General features: G+C 71.1%; 15 protein-coding genes. 5 read left to right on the top strand and 10 right to left on the bottom strand.

Translation table 11 applies throughout. The annotated features are described in order from the left end of the window. Window positions 1-9 precede the first annotated feature (9 nt). Window positions 10-426: a helix-turn-helix domain-containing protein gene (locus HNR20_RS11285; RefSeq protein ID WP_184178854.1), complete on the top strand. Its 417-nt coding sequence runs from the start codon at window positions 10-12 to the stop codon at window positions 424-426. 10 nt (window positions 427-436) lie between these two features. Here the strand turns inward: HNR20_RS11285 and HNR20_RS11290 are convergent, their stop codons facing one another. The 3 genes from HNR20_RS11290 to HNR20_RS11300 all read right to left on the bottom strand — a co-directional run bounded on the left by HNR20_RS11290 (window position 437) and on the right by HNR20_RS11300 (window position 5,490). Next, window positions 437-1,456 carry a DUF8832 domain-containing protein gene (locus HNR20_RS11290; RefSeq protein ID WP_229687085.1) on the bottom strand — a complete coding sequence of 340 codons (1,020 nt, stop codon included), beginning with the start codon at window positions 1,454-1,456 and terminating at the stop codon, window positions 437-439. Window positions 1,457-1,620: 164 nt separating this feature from the next. After that, window positions 1,621-3,750, bottom strand: a complete 2,130-nt coding sequence (locus HNR20_RS11295; protein ID WP_184178856.1) for a RecQ family ATP-dependent DNA helicase — start codon at window positions 3,748-3,750, stop codon at window positions 1,621-1,623. 39 nt (window positions 3,751-3,789) lie between these two features. Beyond that, window positions 3,790-5,490 (bottom strand): AfsR/SARP family transcriptional regulator, encoded by a 1,701-nt coding sequence (locus HNR20_RS11300; RefSeq protein WP_184178858.1) that lies wholly within the window; start codon window positions 5,488-5,490, stop codon window positions 3,790-3,792. Window positions 5,491-5,633: 143 nt separating this feature from the next. Between HNR20_RS11300 and HNR20_RS11305 the strand changes: the two genes are divergently transcribed. Continuing rightward, the gene (locus HNR20_RS11305) at window positions 5,634-6,455 is read left to right on the top strand and encodes a hypothetical protein (protein WP_184178860.1); all 822 of its coding nucleotides are present in this window, start codon (window positions 5,634-5,636) and stop codon (window positions 6,453-6,455) included. 92 nt (window positions 6,456-6,547) lie between these two features. Here the strand turns inward: HNR20_RS11305 and HNR20_RS11310 are convergent, their stop codons facing one another. The 7 genes from HNR20_RS11310 to HNR20_RS11340 form a co-directional block, all read right to left on the bottom strand. Beyond that, a complete protein-coding gene (locus HNR20_RS11310; RefSeq protein ID WP_184178862.1) occupies window positions 6,548-7,294 on the bottom strand; it encodes an SDR family NAD(P)-dependent oxidoreductase in 747 nt (248 codons plus the stop codon). 147 nt (window positions 7,295-7,441) lie between these two features. Next, window positions 7,442-8,548: a branched-chain amino acid ABC transporter permease gene (locus HNR20_RS11315; protein WP_184178864.1), complete on the bottom strand. Its 1,107-nt coding sequence runs from the start codon at window positions 8,546-8,548 to the stop codon at window positions 7,442-7,444. After that, window positions 8,545-9,435 (bottom strand): branched-chain amino acid ABC transporter permease, encoded by an 891-nt coding sequence (locus tag HNR20_RS11320; RefSeq protein WP_110563169.1) that lies wholly within the window; start codon window positions 9,433-9,435, stop codon window positions 8,545-8,547. The genes HNR20_RS11315 and HNR20_RS11320 overlap by 4 nt, the downstream gene beginning before the upstream one ends. After that, window positions 9,435-10,163, bottom strand: a complete 729-nt coding sequence (locus HNR20_RS11325) for an ABC transporter ATP-binding protein (RefSeq protein ID WP_184188312.1) — start codon at window positions 10,161-10,163, stop codon at window positions 9,435-9,437. Before HNR20_RS11325 ends, HNR20_RS11320 begins: the two co-directional genes overlap by 1 nt. Before the next feature lie 53 nt (window positions 10,164-10,216). Then, window positions 10,217-10,960: an ABC transporter ATP-binding protein gene (locus tag HNR20_RS11330; protein ID WP_184178866.1), complete on the bottom strand. Its 744-nt coding sequence runs from the start codon at window positions 10,958-10,960 to the stop codon at window positions 10,217-10,219. 3 nt (window positions 10,961-10,963) lie between these two features. Next, window positions 10,964-12,163 (bottom strand): substrate-binding domain-containing protein, encoded by a 1,200-nt coding sequence (locus HNR20_RS11335; protein ID WP_184178868.1) that lies wholly within the window; start codon window positions 12,161-12,163, stop codon window positions 10,964-10,966. 468 nt (window positions 12,164-12,631) lie between these two features. After that, window positions 12,632-13,753, bottom strand: a complete 1,122-nt coding sequence (locus HNR20_RS11340) for a glycerophosphodiester phosphodiesterase (protein WP_184178870.1) — start codon at window positions 13,751-13,753, stop codon at window positions 12,632-12,634. Window positions 13,754-13,894: 141 nt separating this feature from the next. Here HNR20_RS11340 and HNR20_RS11345 point away from each other — a divergent pair, with 141 nt between their 5' ends. The 3 genes from HNR20_RS11345 to HNR20_RS11355 all read left to right on the top strand — a co-directional run bounded on the left by HNR20_RS11345 (window position 13,895) and on the right by HNR20_RS11355 (window position 16,795). Then, the gene (locus tag HNR20_RS11345) at window positions 13,895-15,229 is read left to right on the top strand and encodes a TrkH family potassium uptake protein (protein ID WP_229687086.1); all 1,335 of its coding nucleotides are present in this window, start codon (window positions 13,895-13,897) and stop codon (window positions 15,227-15,229) included. Between the two features lie 18 nt (window positions 15,230-15,247). Then, window positions 15,248-15,916, top strand: a complete 669-nt coding sequence (locus HNR20_RS11350) for a potassium channel family protein (protein ID WP_184178874.1) — start codon at window positions 15,248-15,250, stop codon at window positions 15,914-15,916. Between the two features lie 213 nt (window positions 15,917-16,129). After that, complete coding sequence (locus tag HNR20_RS11355; protein ID WP_184178876.1) at window positions 16,130-16,795, top strand: DUF4097 family beta strand repeat-containing protein; 666 nt, start codon at window positions 16,130-16,132, stop codon at window positions 16,793-16,795. Window positions 16,796-16,803: the final 8 nt, after the last annotated feature.

Raw genomic sequence — 16,803 nt, forward strand, 5'->3', positions numbered from 1 at the left:
CACACAGGGATGGGATCCGCCGACATATCACCGCAGATGGCCTTCGCCCGCTTCGTTCGGCGTGCCATCGACGACGCTCGCGACGAACGTGGCTGGACCGTGACCGATCTCGCCGCACACACGGGCGTGGGCCGCTCCACCGTGTTCCGCTGGCTGGCCGGTGACTGGCAGGACTATCCCGAGTTGGCCAAGGTGCGCGGCTTCTGCGCCGCACTGGACCTGCCGGTCGCTGCCGCGTTCCGCGCGCTCGGGCTGCCCGACGCCGGTCCGGTGCCCCGCCGACGCCACGACGACGGCCCGGTCGAGGCGGACGTCCGTGCCATCCTGGATCGGCTGGCCGACCCAACGGTCAGCGCCGAGGAGAAGCACCACATCCGCGACCTGCTCCGCTACCTGGCCCGCCGCCCCATCCGCCGCGCCGGCTGAGCCGGCCGGCTCAGGGGACGATGACGCTGAATTCCGCGGTGTGGACGTCGGCCCCCACCTGGAAGTCGAGGTAGAGGCGGTAGCGACCGGGGCCCGGGATGGTCAGCCAGAACTTGACCTGGCCGTCGACCAGCTCCGGCTCCGGGTGCACGTGCAGGTAGCCGAGGTCGCCTTCGCGTAACGCCACCAGGTGCCCGTACGCCCCGAGGTAACGCTCCAGCGGAGCCGCACCGCCAGCGCCGTCGACCCGGAAGGTCAGCGGCACTGTCGCTCCGGCCTGCGGGGCGCCCTGATAGCCGACGGTGAACCCGTCCACGGTCGTCGACGTCGCAGTGCCCGGCAGCGGGCGGGGCTGGTAGCCACCGGGCGCGACAAGGTCCGTGCCGAGGGTCACCGCGGTCTGCGCGCCGTTGTCGGCGACGACGGTGAAGTCGGCGTACGCGCGCCAGACGCCGGGCTGCGCGAGCGTCAACGGCACCGACCAGGTGCCGTCCGTCGCCATGGTCGGGTGCAGATGCTGGTAGCCGGTCAGGTCCCGGCGGACGACGATGAGGTGCATCGGCTTGTCGTGCACGATCGCGAACCGGGTTACCGGCCGGCGTTGCACGTCGCGCACCTGGAAGCGGAGTTGACCGGGACGGCCGGCCGCGAACTCGGTGCCCAGCGGTGCCAGGGTGAACCCGGCCGAGCTGACCGCCAGACCTCCCGGCTCGGTTGGCGCGCCCTGATCGGTGCCCGTGGCGGTGCCGTGGCTGTGCGGCCCGATGCCGGGCGGATCGGTGTGCCCGGCCGCCAACGACGGGCTGCCCGTGGCGGCACCGTCGGTGTTCAACCGGCCGAGGCCGAAACCGAGCAGGACCGCCAGCACCAGCCCGCCGACCACCAGCGCCAGCCGAAGGGTGCTCCGGTCCGGCGCGGCAGAGACCTCGTCCGGCACCGCGGGCGCGACAGCGACGTCATCAGGCACCGCGGGCGCGGCGGAGACCTGGTCAGACACCACCGGCGCGGCGGTGGGGTGCTGGTCGGTCATGCCGCCCACGGTACCGCCGTGGCGGGTTCGTCCAGGCAGACGCCCGGACGGCGTGGCGCCCGTCGCATTCGGCAGCGCCCGGGAACTTTCCCGCCCACCCGGGCGAGGCCGAGGCCACAGGCGCGAGCAGCACGGGTCAGCCGGCCACCGCGAGCGGCAGCGAGTCAGCCCGCCACCGCGAGGGCGAGTGGGAGCACGTCGGGTGCGCCAGCCCGGCGCAGAGCCCGGGCCACCAGCGTCATCGTCCAACCCGAGTCGATCAGGTCGTCGACGAGCAGCACCGGACCGTCCAGTCCCGCCACGGCATCGGCCAGGTCGGCTGGCACGGTGAAGGTGTCGTGCAGCGCGCGTACCCGTTGGGCGCTGTTGCCGCGCGGCCCGCCTGGGCCGCCCGGGCCGGCCGGGGTGACCTCGCCGAGAATCGGCAGCCGGCCCACGGCGGCGATCCGCTCGGCGAGCGACCCGACCAGCCGGGGCCGTCGCCGGGAACCGACCGCGACCACCGCCACCGGCCGACGCGGCCACGGGTCGTCGCCGTGCGCCCACGCCTTCAGCACCTCGACCACCGCGCCCGCGACGTCGTCGGGCACCGGCGCGTCCGGCGCCTCCGGACCGACGAGATCACGCAGCCGACCACCCCAGCCCAGGTCGGAGAGGCGTCCGACGGCCCGGCCCGGCAGCGCCTGCTCCGCGGGGGAGATCCGGCCCTTGAGGGGTACGCCCACCGCGTCGAGGCCGGTCGGCCAGAGCTTCTTCGGCGCGATCTCCACGCCGGGTCGGCCCAGGAAGGTCTGCGCGGCCGCGAGCGCGGCCGTCGACACGTCGGCGGAGAAGAGTGGGTCGGCGCATCTGTCGCACCGGCCGCAGTCGGCCGCCCCGGTGTCGTCCAGGCATTCCCGTAGATACCGCATCCGGCAGTCGGTCGTGGTCGCGTACTCCCGCATGGCCTGTTGCTCGACGGTGCGTGCCTCGGCGACGCGCCGCAACCGGGCCTCGTCGTAGACCCAGGGCTCACCGGTGGCGAGCCAACCGCCGCGCACCCGGCGGACCGCGCCGTCCACGTCGAGCACCTTGAGCATCAGCTCCAACCGGGCCCGGCGCAGGTCGACGAGGGGCTCAAGAGCCTGGGTGCTGAGCGGGCGGTCGGTGTGCAGGGCGGCCAGCACGGCACGCACCTGCTGCTCCGGCGGGAACGCCAGCGAGGCGAAGTAGCGCCAGATCGCCGCGTCCTCCGCACCGGGCAGCAGCAGCACCTCCGCGTGCTCGACCGCACGGCCGGCGCGGCCGACCTGCTGGTAGTACGCGATCGGCGAGGGCGGCGCGCCGAGGTGCACGACGAAGCCCAGGTCAGGCTTGTCGAAGCCCATGCCGAGCGCGCTGGTGGCGACCAACGCCTTGATCTTGTTGTCGAGCAGGTCCTGCTCGGCGGCCCGCCGGTCGGCGTCCTCGACCTGACCGGTGTACGAGGCCACCGGGTAGCCCCGGGAGCGCAGGAACTCGGCCGTCTCCCCCGCTGCCGCCACGGTCAGCGTGTAGACGATGCCCGAGCCGGGCAGCTGGTCCAGGTGGTCGGCGAGCCAGGCCAGCCGGTGCGCCGGGCTGGGCAGGTCGAGTACGCCGAGACGCAGCGACTCGCGGTCCAGGGTGCCGCGCAGGATGAGAGCGTCACCCAACTGCTCGGCGACGTCCTGGGTGACCCGGGCGTTGGCGGTGGCGGTGGTCGCCAGCACCGGGGTCCGCTCGGGCAACTCGGCGAGGAACGTCCGCAGTCGCCGGTAGTCCGGCCGGAAGTCGTGCCCCCAGTCGGAGACGCAGTGCGCCTCGTCGACCACCAGCAGCCCGGTGGTCGCGGCCAGCTTCGGCAGCACACCGTCGCGGAAGTCCGGGTTGTTGAGCCGCTCCGGGCTGATCAGCAGCACGTCCACCGCACCGGTCTGGATCTCGGCGGTGATCTCGTCCCACTCGTCGAGGTTGGCCGAGTTGATCGTGCGAGCCCGGATGCCGGCCCGGGCAGCCGCCTCGACCTGGTTGCGCATCAGCGCCAGCAGCGGCGACACGATGACGGTCGGGCCGGCCTGCTCGGCCCGGGTGGCGTCACGCAGCAGCGCGGTGGCCACGAAGTAGACGGCCGACTTGCCCCAACCGGTGCGCTGCACGCAGAGCACCCTCCGCCGGTCGACGACCAGCGCCTCGATGGCCCGCCACTGATCCTCCCGCAGCCGGGCGTGGTCGCCGGCCAGCCGGCGCAGCACCGCCTCGGCCCGCTCCCGTACCGCCGCCCGCTCGTCGCCCATCCGGCATTTCTACCAGCCCTGACCCGAGAACCCCCACGATCAGCGGGGCTCGGCTGGCTCCGCCTCCACCGCAGCGGGGCGGCTCGCGGGCGGGGCGGGCGGCGGCAGGAAGAGCAGGACACCGCGGAGCGCGTCGACAGCCGCGAGCGGCAGCGCGCAGCGGGCGGCCAGCTCCTCCATCGACGCGTACGGGCCGCGTACCCACCGGTCCATCGCGATCTGCCGGCGTTGCACTTCGGTGAGCCCGGGAAGGGTGGCGAGCACCTGGTCGGGTACGGCGTTGACGTCGACGAGCCCGCCGTCGTCGAAGGCGCGGGCCAGGTCCGGTCGGCCGATCGCGAACTCGTAACGCGCCGACGGGTAGCGGTGCAGCAGGTTTCGCGCCTGCTGGCGGCGCACCCGGCGCTCCTCGTCGCGCGCCTGGGCCACGAGCCGCCGCCCGGTGACCCGTCCCCAGACCCATCTGTTGAGCAGGACCACGTGCGCGGCGCCGACCACCCAGCAGAGACCGAGCACGCCGAGCCCGGAGAACGCCTCGACGGCGGAGTCCTCCGTCTCGAGGTCGTCGGTGGAGATCATGACGACCAGCACCGACGCGGTGACGAGGTAGCCGAAGGCGGCAAGGCCGAGCCGTCGACTGCGCCGCCGCACCGCGTACGCCAGCATCACCAGCCAGGTCACCGTGCCGAACGACAGCAGTGGCAGGAGGGTGCCGGCGACGGTGGCCGTGGTGCTCACCCAGGTCGGCAGCGGGTGCCGCTCCCGGCGCGGCTGGTCGACCCCGAACGGGGAGGGCGGGCCGGCGGGCAGACCGTCCAGCGCGGGGTGCAGCGGCGAGGGGAGGTCCGCGTACGGCGGGACGGCCGCCTGGAGCGGCGGGGCCGACGCCTGGGCCGGGGCGGTCGAGGCGGGCGGCGCAGCGGGGGGTGGCACGGTCGGGTTGGAGGTCGGGGCACCCGGGACGCTGGCGGTGAGGGTCGGGTCGGCGCGCAGGATCCGCCCGTGCAACTCGCGGAGCGCCTCGCCGGGCCCGATGCCGTACTCCTCGCGGAGCAGGCTGTCGATATCCCGGTACGCGGCCAACGCCTCGGCCTGCCGGCCGCTGCGGTACAGCGCCAGCATGTACTGGTGGCGTAGCCGCTCCCGGACGGGGAACTCGGCCACCAACTCGACCAGCTCGCCGACCAGCTCGCGGTGCCGCCCGCTGTCCAGTTTCAGCTCGGCGCGGGTCTCCAGGGCAACGGCCCGCAGCTCCACCAGGCGGTGCCGGGCGGCCTCGAACACTCCCCCGGAGAAGCCCGTGAACGGCTCTCCGCGCCACAGGTCCAGGGCGGCGGTCAACTCGGCCAACGCCTGCTCCGTCTGCCCGGACGCGTGCCGCTGCCGGGCGGCCTGGACGCTCCGATCGAAGCGGACCGCGTCCACCGCCTCGGGATCCACCCGCAGCAGGTAACCGGCGTCGGTCAGGCTCAGCACCTGCCCCGGCGTACGCGGCGACCGGTCCGGCTCCAGCACCCGGCGCAGCCCGGCGACGTACTTCTGCACCACGTTGGGGCCGTTCGCGGGCGGATCGTCCGGCCAGACCGCCTCGACGATCTGCCCGGTGGCCACCGGACGACCCGCGGAGAGCAGCAGCACGGCCAACACCGCGCGCTGCTTGCCGGGACCGAGGTCGATCTCACGGTCGGCGTACCAGGCCCGCTGAGGCCCGAGGATCTCGAAACGCAGCGTTCCTGACATGCGAATTTCCGCTCCTGACACCCCCGGCGAGCGCCGGACGGCAGTGCCCGGCAGCCGGACGGCAGCATATCGGCAGCCGCACCGCCGTGCCCGCCGACAACATCGTCATCGGCACAAGCCACGCATCGAGAAAGAGAAGTGTGATGACACAGGCAACGGGCAGCGCGAGCACCATCCGACGGACGGTCGGCGCGGTCGCCGCCATGCTGGCCACGACCACCCTGCTCGGGGGGTGCGGGCCCAAGAACGAACCAGCCTCTGCACCGCAGAGCAGCCCGAGCGCCAGCCCGACCGTCGACCCGAAGCAGGCGCTCCTCGACGCCGTCCCGGACGGCACCGAGGGGACGTTCCAGTTCAGTGGCAAGGACTCCTCCAGCACGCTCAGCGGACGGATCGACCACGCCTCGAAGGCGATCGAGATCAACACCACTGCCGCGCCGGGCTCCGACGGCATCACCACGAAGATGTCGTTCCTGCTGATCGGGGAGGAGGTCTGGGTGAAGGCGAAGTTCAGCGGCCAGCCGGGCCTGCCGAAGTTCCCGGACAAGTGGATGAAGCTGGACCGCACGAAGCTGGCCGACAGCGACTCCATCCCGGCCTACGACGGTGCCGACCAGGGCAACGCCGGCCCACTCATCGAGGCGGCCACCTCCGTCAAGGAGCAGAGCCCCGGGAAGTACGTCGGGGTCATCGACATGAGCGTTGGTAACGCGGCCCAGGCGTTGGAGGAGGGCGAGGCGGCGGCGCTCGGCGAAGCCGCCAGGACGGTGCCGTTCACCGCGGTCGTCGACGCGGACAAGCACCTGACCTCGCTCACGCTGAAAATCCCGGCCGCCGGCAAGGCGAAGGCGTACGACTACGTCGTCAACTACGCCGACTACGGCACCACGCCGAAGATCAGCGTGCCGACCGGCGCTGCCGTGACGAACGCACCCAAGATGGCGTACGAGATGTTGAACGGCTGACCCACGACGCAGGAGGGCGGCGGCCACACGGGGGGCCGCCGCCCTTCAGTCGTTCGTGGCCGCGGCTAATCGTTCGTGGCCGCGGGGCCTGGTCAGCGGCCGAGGACCGAGCCCCCGTTGACACCGAGGACCTGGCCGGTGACGTAACCGGCAGCAGGGCTGGCGAGATAGCGGACGGCCTCGGCGATGTCGTCCGGCAGCCCGGCCCGCCCGACCAGGGTCGCCGCCACCCGCTTCGCGTACCCCTCGGTGGTCATCCGGTCGCCGAAGAACTCGGTTTCCGCGACATAGCCGGGGCTCACCACGTTGACCGTGATCTGTTCCGGGCCGAGCTGAGCGGCCAGGTCGTACGCCCAGCCGTGCAGGGCGGCCTTCGCCGCCGAGTACGCCCCACCGCCGCCGCGTTGGGCGGCGATCGAGCTGACCAGGATCACCCGGCCGCCCGGGCGGCGGAGGGCGGGCCGCAGCGCCTCGGTGAGCAGCACGGCGGTGAGCACGTTGGCGTCCAGGTTGGCCCGCCAGTGCGCGGCGATCCCGGCCGGCGTGTCGGTGTCTCCGCCCAGATAGCCACCGGCGTTGTTGACCACCACGTCGATCGCCCGGTCGCCGACCGCCGCGAGTACGCGGTCGAGCTGCTCCGGGTCGGTCAGATCGGCGGTGACGGCGGTGACGGCATCGGCCCGACCACAGTCGAAGGAGATGCGGGAGGCAGTGTCCGTCAACACGTCCGTCCGCCGCCCGACGATCAGAACGTCGTACCCGTCCGAAGCGAGCGTCCCCGCAACGGCCGCACCAATCCCGGTCCCGCCCCCACTGACAACCGCAACCTTAAAGTCCATCTCCCCAACCTCCCTCACCCGAACCCCTACCCAGAACCCCGTCGATCATGAAGTTAGCGACAAGCCGCACGCCGTGTCGGGGCAATAACTTCATGATCGACCGGGGCCAGGGCGGGGGGCCTGGGTGGGGGTGGGGGTGGGGTTGGGTCAGTTTGGGGGGGTTCGGGGTTTTAGGGAGCGGGTCAGGTGGGACAGGCGGGGGGCGAGGCTGGTTAGGCCTCCTGGGAAGAAATAGACGGCCAGGATGAAGACCGTGCCCAGGACGAACAGCGGCTGGCTCAGCGGATGGCTCAGGACCGCCGGCAGGTTGTCGACCGCGTCGGAGGTGCCGAAGGCGGTGAGCCGGTGGTCCAGGTACATGTAGAGGACACCGCCGAGCACCGGCCCCCACCGGGTGCCCGGCCCGCCGAGCACCACCATGACCAGCAGTGACAGGGTCAGCTCGGACGAGGTGATGTGCGGCGACGCGCCGCCGACGATCAGGACGTAGACCACCCCGCCCGTCGACGCCAGCCCACCAGCCAGAGTGAACGCCACCAGCTTGTAGCGGTAGGGGTCCAACCCGAGGACACCGATCCGCCGCTCGTCGTCGCGCAGCCCGGCGAGCACCCGACCGGTCGGCGACCCGCTCACCCGGTGCACCACGAAGACCACCAGCGTCAGGTACGCCAGCGCCAGCCAGTAGAGGTTGACCGTGTTCGTCACCCCCACCAGGCCGGCGGGCAACCCGGACACGTCCAGTGGCAGGCCCTCCTCGCCACCGGTGAGCCCACCGAAGTCGCGCGCGACCAGGATCGCCCCGACCTGCGCAAAGGCCAGCGTGACCATGGCGAAGGCGATACCCACGGTACGCAGCGCCACCGCACCGAGCAGCGCGGCGAGGATCGTGCCGCCGGTGATGGTCAGCAGCGCCGCCTGCCACAGGGGAAGGCCGGCCCGGGTGACCAGGATGTCGGTGCCGTACACGCCGGCCGCGAAGTAGAGCGCGTGCCCGAAGGAGAGCATGCCGGTCCGGCCGAAGAGCAGGTCGTACCCGGCGGCCAGCCCACCGAAGATCAGGCAGATGGCGAGCAGTTGCAGGGTGCCGGGCGAGTTGACCGGCCCCTCGAAGATCCCCGGAAGGGAGATCGTCGAGTACGGCAGGATCACGAGGACGACCAGCGCGACCAGCGGAAGGAACGGGCGGATTCGGTGCACACGGCCGGGTCGCGGCGACGTGGGTGCCGGTGCCGGGGTTATGTCGAGGAGCGTCATGCCGTTGCCACCTTTCCGGCGATGCCCTGCGGGCGCAGCAGCAGCACCACGGCGAGCAGGCCGACCACACAGATGTCGCCCAGCCCGGACGTGCCGTAGTAGTTGACGAACTGCTGCACCAGCCCGACCACGACCGCCGCGTACGCGGAGCCGACCACCGAGCCCATCCCGCCGATCACCACCACGATGAACGCGAAGATCAGCAGTGAGCTGCCCTGCCCCGGCGAGACAGTGCCGAAGTAGACCCCGCCGAGCGCACCGGCGAGCGCGGCGGCCGCCCCACCGATCGCGAAGACCAGGGTGAACGCCTTGCGTACGTCGATGCCGAGCGCGGTCACCATCTCCCGGTTCTCCACCCCGGCCCGGATCACCAGGCCGTACCGGGTCCAGCGCAGGAACGCCAGGATCGCGCCGAGCACCAGCACCGCCGCGATGATCAGCAGCAGGCCCCCGTTGGGCACCTGCGCGCCGAGGATCCCGGTCACCTGCCGGGTCCAGTCCGGACGCGGGAACGGTCGGGCGTCCGCACCCCAGGTGGCCTGCAGAAGCGCCACCCCGGCCAGGGACAGACCAACGGTGACCAGCACCTGCTCGATCGTGCGGGAGTAGAGCGGGCGGATCAGCACCAACTCGACCAGGATCGCCACCAGCGTTCCGGCGGCCACCCCGAAGGCGACCGCGAACACGAAGCCGAACCCGTCCGGGCCGGCGCCCGGCAGGTTGCCCGCCGCCCACCAGGTGCCGTACGCGCCCACGCCGAGGAACAGCCCGTGCGCGAAGTTGAGCACGTCGGCCAGACCGAAGACCAGGGACAGGCCGGAGGCGACCAGGAAGTACAGCGCCGCCAGGCCGAGCCCGGTCAACGCCAACAGGATCACGGTCCCCATCAGTGCGACACCTCCGCCGAGCCGACGCCGAGCAGCGACTTGGTCAGCGCGGTTTCCAGCAGCAGCTCGCGGGCGTCGCCGGTCCAGGCCACCTTGCCGGCGGCCAACACGACCGCATCGCGGGCCAGCCGGCGTACCACCGCCAGGTTCTGCTCCACGAGCAGCACCGGCACCGACTCCGCGACCCGTTCCAGCACCTCGGCCACCTCGGTCACCACCTTCGGCGCCAACCCCTTGGTCGGCTCGTCCACCAGCAGCAGCCGGTTGTCGTTGAGCAGCACCCGCCCGATCGCGAGCATCTGTTGCTGCCCGCCGGAGAGCGAACCGGCCCGTTGCCGTCCGCGCCGGTCCAGCTCCGGGAAGAGCGCGAAAACCCTGTCGTACGCCGGGCTGGTGCCGCGCCGCTCGGCGAGCCGCAGGTTCTCGGCGACGGTGAGGCCGGCGAACACGCACCGGTCCTCCGGCACGTAGCCCAACCCGCCGCGGACCAGCCGGTGAGTGGGCCGAGCCAGCAGGCTCTGCGCGCCCATCCGGACGGTGCCGCGGACCTCCCCGGCGGGCGGGGTGAGGCCGACGATCGCGCGCAACGTGGTGGTCTTGCCGACTCCGTTGCGCCCGAGCAGGACGGTCACGCCGGTCGGGGCGACCGTGAAGGACACCCCCTGGAGGATGTGCAGCCCGGAGATCCGGACCGACAAGTCCTCCACACTGAGGATCGGTTCCAGCAGAGCCGCCTCCGTTCGCGACTGCGGGGCTCGCGAACCCGGCTCACTCCTCGCGCTCACAGCGACTCCCCCAGGTAGGCCTCTTGCACGGTGGGGTTCGCCATCACCGTCTCCGGGGTGTCGCAGGCCAGCAGCGCGCCGTGGTGCATCACGGCGATGCGGTCGGCCAGTTCGAGGATGACGTCCATGTGGTGCTCCACCATCAGCACCGCCCGGCCGCTGTCGCCGGTCAACGACTTGATGACGGCCACCAGCTCGGGCACGTCCTCCGCGCTGACCCCGGCCATCGGTTCGTCCAGCAGCATCACCCGCGGTTCACCGGCGAGCAGCAGGGCGATCTCCAACTTGCGCTTCTCGCCGTGGGCCAGGGTGCCGGCCAGTGCCGTACCCCGGTGGGCGAGGCCGACCCGGTCGAGCGCCGTGTCGGCGGCGACGGCGACCTCCCGGTCGGCCGCCGCCCGCCGCCACAGTGCCATCGAGCCCCCGCGGTGCGCCTGCACGGCGAGCCGGACGTTCTCCCGCACGCTGAGCGAGCCGAAGACCGAGGACGCCTGGAAGGTACGGCCCAACCCGAGGCGGGCCCGCCGGTGCGGCGGAAGCGCCCCGATGTCCTGCCCGTCCAGGGTGATCCGACCCTCCGTGGCCCGGCGCAGGCCAGTGATCAGGTTGAACAGTGAGGTCTTGCCGGCGCCGTTCGGCCCGATCACGCCCAGGAACTCCCCGGGCGCGAGGTCGAGGTAGACGCTGTCGACGATGGCGACCTCACCGATCCGCCAGGTCAGACCGCGGGTGGCGAGCATGGGTCAGCCCTTCATGGCCACGGCCGGTGGCGCGGTCTCGTCACCGGTGAGGCTCTTCTGCGCGGTCGCCGTGAACGCGGTGCCGCTGCCGGTCAGCTTGGCCTGGAACATCGGCTGAAGCAGCGCGTGGTCGGCGGCTCGGATGGTCATCTTGCCCTTGACCCCGTCGAAGCTCCAGTCCTCCAGGGCGGTGACCATCTTGTCGACGTCGTCCCCGCCCTCCTGCACCGCGCGCACCACCATCTGGGCGGCGGCGAAGCCGTCCGGGTGGAACAGGTCGATGGTGCTGACCTTGGCCTTCAGCGCCTTGCTGGCCTCGGTGTCGCTGGCACCGTCGAAGTAGTGCGACAGGAAGGAGATCTTCGTGCCGGCGGCGCCGAAGGTCGGCCAGGAGGAGCGGATGTCCAGGCCGGTGACGACCGTGGTGGACGAGAGCACGCCCTGCTGGTCGAGGCTCTGCCACATCGCCGGGGCGGTGGTGCCGGCCCAGGCCACGAAGAGCAGATCCGGCTTGGCCGCCTTGATCTGGCTGGCGAACGGGGTGAACTCGGTGGCGCTGGCCGGGGCCCGGACGCTGCTCACGGTGGCGCCCGCGCCGCCGATGACGGTCTTGACGGCCGCCTCGTTGGCGTCGCCGAACGCGCCGTCCTGGGCGAAGACCACGACCTTCTTACCGGCCGAGTCGCCGATGAAGGACTTGGCGGTGACCACGTCCTGGTAGGACTGTCGGCCGGAACGGAACGTGTACTTGTTCGCGCCGGTCACCGCGTCGGTGGCGGCCGGGCCGGAGATGAACAGCACCTTGTTCTGCGCCGCGATGGGCGCGACCTGCAGCGCCACACCGGAGGCCGTGGAGCCGGCAATGATCTTCGTGCCCTTGCCGATCAGGTCCTTCGCGGCGGATACCGCCTTGGCCGGGTCGCCCGCGTCGTCGACCTCGGTCAACTCGATCTTGCGGTCGCCGACCTTGCCGGTGCCCTTGGTGGCAAAATCGAGCCCCGCCTTGAACCCCTCGATGTACTGCTTTCCGTAGCTGGCCAGGGCACCCGACTGGGAATACACCAGGCCGACCTTGACCGGCGCGGCACTGTCGCCGCCGCCGGTGGCGGTGTCCTGCGGGCTGCCACAGGCCGTGGCGGCCAACGCCGCGGCCATCATCGTGGCGGCGGAGAGGAACACCCGCCGCGTCGTCCGGACCGTCATCGCGACTCCACATGAGGACTCGGAGGGAGAGAACTTCTTCGTGTCGGCTCACGCTAGAAGTGACGTCACCCACGAGCTATGTGGCGGAAACACACAAGTAACAGGAATGAGGTGGCCCAGGGTTACAACGGGCCGCACAAGCATTCGGAGAGCCGCTCCCCCGGTGGCCCAAACCCCCACGGACCACTCGACCCCTGTGTCGGGCCGCGCCATCCCGCCACGCCCTCGGTCGGGCTGGACACCCCGGCGAAGGTCGTGCTCGATCCTGGAAGTAGTGGCCTCGACCGCGCAGCGACACCACTACAACCTGGATCGAGCACGATCTTGAGCCTGCGAGGCCACTACAACCTGGATCGAGCACGAACGTGCCGCTGGCCCGCAGTCCGGGTGGCGGACGGCGGGCCAGCGTGTGGGCCGGGCTTGGTCGGCCCGGTGGTCGGCGCGGAGCGGATCAGCTCCGGGCCGAGGTCAGTTCCCGGCGAGGCCGGCACGGGCGGCGACGGCGGTGTCGGGCTGGTCGGTGAAGACACCGTCGAGGCCCAGGCCGAGGAAGAGTTCGTACTCGGCAGTGATGTCGCCACGCGCGTTGGGATCGGTGCCGATGCGGAAGTCCACCGGGAGGAACTGGTTCTCCGCGCGGAACGTCCAGGAGTGCACGAGTAGGCGCTCCCGGTGCGCGTCACGCACCACGTCCGTCGGGGCGAGCAGGGCACCGGCGGCGTCCCGGGGCACGATCAGGTTCTTGTTCGCCCCGATGCCGTCGGCGTACCCGGCGATCCACTTCAGCCCGGCCGGCGAGGCCAGGTCCTGGTAGCTGCGCGTGTCGCCGGCGACGGTGAAGTCGTACGGGCGGCCGGTGGCGTCGAGCAGTTGGATCAGCTTGACGTCGGTCAGCCGGCTCAACCGACGCAGGTTCGCCGTCTCGAACGACTGGATGAAGACCGGCGAGTTCTTCCGGTCCAGTTTGTTCTGGCGCAGCACGCGGAGCAGCGGTTCCTCCAGCGACAGGCCGATCGAGGCGAAGTAGCTCGGGTGCTTGGTCTCCGGGTAGATGCCGATGGTGCGGCCCCGTGTCCGCCCCTCGGCTCGGGCCAGGTCGATGACCTCCTGGAGGGTGGGCACCTCGAAGCGGCCGTCGAAGGCGGTGTTCGGCACCCGGACCTGCGGGAGCCGCTCCTTGGCCCGCAGCGTCTTCAGCTCGGCGAGGGTGAAGTCCTCGGTGAACCAACCGGTCACCGCGACGCCGTCGATGCTCTTCGTCGCCTTGCGGGCGGCGAACTCCGGGCGGGCGGCCACGTCGGTGGTGCCGGAGATCTCGTTCTCGTGCCGGGCGACCAGCACGCCGTCGGAGGTGGAAACCAGGTCCGGCTCGATGTAGTCGGCACCCATCCGGATCGCCAACCGGTACGCCTCCAGCGTGTGCTCCGGCCGGTAGCCGCTGGCGCCACGGTGCCCGATCACGATCGGTCGGTCGCTCGCCCGGGAGCGGTCCGCGTCGGCCACCGGTTCGGCTTCGGCCATGGTCGGCACGGCCACGGCGGTGGCGAGCAGTACGCCGGCCAGGCCCAGGGTCGAGAGGGTGCGTCGCATCGCCGTCTCCTGTCGTCGGGGGAAGCCGCTCCAGCAGACCTCCCCGGATTGACCGGCAGTTGGTCGATGGCTGACCGGGAGATGAATCTCCGGAATGAGCGTTCTCACTCCGGGTGGCGGGCGGAAAAGGAAGATTGTCTGGTGCGCCGGTTTTTCCGCAACCCCGTGCGGCTGGTGCCGTTCGCGTTCCTGGTGCCGATCCTGCTCGGTACCGGGTTGCTCATGGCGCGCTGGGCGACCGCCGATCATGAGCGCCCGCCGTTTGTCACCGCGCTCTTCACCGCCACCTCGGCCGTGTCGGTCACCGGCCTGGCGATCACCGACACGCCGAACTACTGGTCCGGCTGGGGACTGCTGGTGATCACCCTGCTCACCCAGCTTGGCGGTCTCGGCATCCTCACCGTCGCGGCGCTGGCCATCCTGGTCGTCTCCAGTCAGCTCGGGCTGCGCAACCGGCTGCTCGTGCAGGCCGAGACGGCGGAGTTCGGCATCGGCGACGTAGGGCGGCTGTTACGCCGGATCGCGGTGACCGTCTTCGCCTGCGAGGCGGTGATGACCGCGCTGATCTCCGGTCGGCTCTGGCTGGCCTACGACTACTCACCGGGGCGGGCTCTCTGGTCGGGTGTCTTCCACGCCGTGCAGGGGTTCAACAACGGTGGCTTCGCGCTCTACTCGGACGGTCTGCTGGCCTTCAGCCGCGACCCGTGGGTGTCGCTGCCCCTGGCGGTCGGCGCGATCATCGGTGGGCTCGGGTTCCCCGCGCTGTTCGAGGCGGTACGCGAGTGGCGCCAGCCGGCGCACTGGGCGGTCGCGACCAAGTTGACCATCTGGGGCAGCGCGGTGCTGCTGCTGATCGGCTTCGCCGGCCTGCTCGCCGCCGAGTGGACCAACGCGAGCACGATCGGCCAGTACGACGTACCCGGCAAGATGCTCGCGTCGTTCACCCAGATCGCGTTGAGCCGCACCGGCGGCTTCAGCGTCCTGGACATCGCCGCCCTGCAGGAGGAGAGCTACCCCCTGCTGATCGTGCTGATGTTCATCGGTGGGGGCAGCGCCAGCACGGCCGGTGGCATCAAGGTCTCCACGTTCTTCCTGCTGGCGTTCACCCTCTGGGCGGAGCTGCGCGGCGAGCCCGACGTGACGGTCGGGCACCGCCGGGTGGCCACCGCCAGTCAGCGGCAGGCGGTCACCGTGGCGCTGCTCAGCGTCGCGCTGGTCACGCTCGGAACGATGACGTTGCTGCTGCTCACCGAGGGCGTCCGCTTCGTCGCGGCCCTGTTCGAGATCACCTCCGCGTTCAGCACCACCGGTCTGTCCACCGGCCTGGCCAGCGAACTGCCGGCCGGCGGTCAACTGACCCTGACCGTGCTGATGTTCATCGGCCGGGTCGGGACCCTCACCCTCGGGTCGGCGATCGCCCTGAACACGCGACGCCGGCTCTACCGCTATCCCCAGGAACAACCCATCGTCGGCTAGCAGGGAAGGAGCGGTGCGGTGTCGGCTAAGAGAGCGGACAGCGGCGGCGTCGTCGTGATCGGGCTTGGTCGCTTCGGTTGCCACCTGGCCGGGTCGTTGGCCCGGATGAACCGCGAGGTGTTGGCCATCGACCGCAACCCGGCGCAGGTGCAGCGCTGGTCGGCGCAGCTCGACCGGGTCGTCCAGGCAGACTCGACCGAGGAGGGAGCGCTGCGGCAGCTCGGGGTCACCAGTTTCGGACGGGCGGTGGTGGCCATCGGGGCCTCGGTGGAGGCGAGCGTGCTCACCGTGCTGGCACTGGTTGAGCTGGGCCTGCCCCAGATCTGGGCCCGGGCGACCTCACAGAAGCACGCCAAGATTCTGTCGTCGGTGGGCGCACACCACGTGATCTTTCCGGAGGCCGAGACCGGGGACCGGGTCGCGCACCTGATCGTCAGCCGGTTGCTGGACTTCATCGAGTTCGACGACGACTTCGCCATCGCCACCGTCCGGGTGCCGGAGTCCCTGGTCGGACGCACCCTGCTCGACCTGCGACCGGAGGAGCGTTATGGGGTTCGGGTGGTCGGCGCCAAACTGCCGGGCGAACGCTTCCGCTACACCTCGGACGACACCGCGCTCCCGCAGGGTGGTGTGCTCATCGTCGAGGGTGGAATCGACCAGGTGCAGCGGTTCGCGGGACAGCGCTGACCTGACTGCTTCCTGCTGGCCACCGCATAGCGTTCACTCCAGCTCATAGCAACGCCAATTTGATCTTCGTTGCGTTAGCTTCATTCCCGATGCAACGAAATTAGCGGCTTGAGCTGGGACAACACCTCTGCATCGCAACGAGCGGCTTGAAGGGCATTGGAAAGCAACGTAGCGTTTCCGATGTCAGAAAGAACGGGCCGCAAGGAGAGCGTCATGCAGAAGTTCGACAGCCCCACCCCGATTTCCACCGTCGTCGACATCCCCGCCGGCCGGGTGCGGTTCATCGCCGCCGACCGCGTCGACACCGCGGTCGAGGTCCTCCCCGCGGACGCCTCGAACGGCCGCGACGTGCAGGTCGCGGAGCAGACCACTGTCGAATACGGCGACGGCGTTCTCCGGATCAAGGCTTCGGCGAAGAACCAGCTCTTCGGCAGCTCCGGATCCATCGAGGTGACGGTCCAGCTGCCCACCGGTTCCCGGATCGAGGCCAAGGCGGCCAGCGCCGAACTGCTGGGCGTCGGACGGTTCGGCGACGTCGCCTTCGAGGTCGCACACGGCGACATCAAGCTCGACGAGGCCGCCACCGCCCGACTCACCGCCGTCGCCGGTGACGTCTCGGTCGGCCGCATCAACGGCTCCGCGGAGATCAGCACCAGCAAGGGCGACATCCGCATCACCGAGGCCGTACGCGGCACGGTCGTCCTGCGTACCGACGCCGGCGAACTGTCGGTCGGCGCCGCCCACGGCGTCTCGGCCTCCCTGGACGCCGGCACCGGATTCGGCCGGATCCACAACGCGCTCAAGAACACCGAAGGCGCCACCGACCTGAACATCCACGCGACCACCGGCTACGGCGACATCGTCGCCCGCAGCCTCTGAAGGGCATG

The sequence above is a fragment of the Micromonospora parathelypteridis genome, from assembly GCF_014201145.1.
Lineage (GTDB): Bacteria > Actinomycetota > Actinomycetes > Mycobacteriales > Micromonosporaceae > Micromonospora > Micromonospora parathelypteridis.